Annotated in this window: 2 protein-coding genes; both read right to left on the bottom strand. The window is 64.9% G+C overall.

Annotation, left to right across the window (positions count from 1 at the left end):
• Positions 1-594 (bottom strand): FAD-dependent monooxygenase (locus EN884_RS36655; protein WP_206617764.1); only part of this gene is annotated, 594 nt, incomplete at its 3' end.
• Positions 594-1118 (bottom strand): branched-chain amino acid ABC transporter permease (locus EN884_RS36650; protein WP_164895447.1); only part of this gene is annotated, 525 nt, incomplete at its 5' end. The genes EN884_RS36650 and EN884_RS36655, both read right to left, overlap by 1 nt.

Below are 1118 nucleotides of genomic sequence, written 5' to 3'. Positions count from 1 at the left end.
ACGACCTGCCGCGATCGGCTGTCGGGTAAGGATTTCACCGTGCGGTCGAAGTTCCTCGTCGGCGCCGACGAGGAACTTCGACCGCACGGTGAAATCCTTACCCGACAGCCGATCGCGGCAGGTCGTGGTCACGCCGTCCGCATCCTGGACATGGCTGACATATTCCGTGCTCATGCGTGCCTGCGTCCCGCGGGTGCAGGCCGACTTGAACAGGATCGGCTCCATGAAGGTCTGGGGCAAATCGTTCATGAAACAGGGAGACGACAGCAGATGTTCGGCCTTGGAGAGCGGCGCTGTACCCCAGCTCTTCATGCGGCCGATCTCCTCGCCGGCCAGGCTTTCGCAGAACACGTTCTCGCCCATCAGTTCCTGCGGCGAGGCGTGCATCATGGCCTCTGCCTCGACATCCGGACCGAGGTCGCGCAGCACTTCCATGGTGCGCTGGTTGGTGATGTGGGCACGCGGCGTGTTCGACAACCAGCGATAGCGATTGACGATCATGTTGGCCACGCCGTAGCTCGACAGCAGCGCGGCGGTGGCCGAGCCGGCCGGGCCAGTGCCGACGATCAGCACGTCGGTTTCGATATCCGCCATCAAATTCCTCCCTCGATCTTCGGACCGGTCAGCCTGCGGCGGACCGGAAACAGGTGCAGGCCATTGCGGGACGCGATCAGGCCCCAGAGCCCCTTTGGCGCAAAAAGCATCACGACAACGGCGATGAGGCCGAGCGTCATCAAGTACCAACTGCCGTAGTCGGCCAGCGCCGAGCGCAGCGCAAAGAAGACCAGCACACCGAGGATCGGCCCCTCGATGGTGCCGATGCCGCCGATGACGACAATAAAGATGACGTTGGCGGTCCAGTCGGTGACGGCAAAGGCCGCGCTCGGCGAGATGCGGGCCGTCTGCAGGAAAATCAGCGCGCCGGTCAGCCCGGTGGCAGCCGCGGCGATCAGAAAGACCGCCCATCTGAGCCGGGCGGTATCGACGCCCACCGATTGCGCCGCGTCGACATTGTCGCGCACGGCCGCCAGCGCCAGCCCGAGGCGGCTGCGCAGCAGCCAGTAGATGCCGCCCGTCACGGCCACGACCAGCGCCAAAGCCAGCCAGTAGGCCATGAC

Source organism: Mesorhizobium sp. M7A.F.Ca.AU.001.01.1.1 (genome assembly GCF_004022735.1).
GTDB lineage: Bacteria > Pseudomonadota > Alphaproteobacteria > Rhizobiales > Rhizobiaceae > Mesorhizobium > Mesorhizobium ciceri.
Note: the sequence above shows the minus strand (reverse complement) of the source record. Positions and strands in the feature narration are given on the sequence as shown.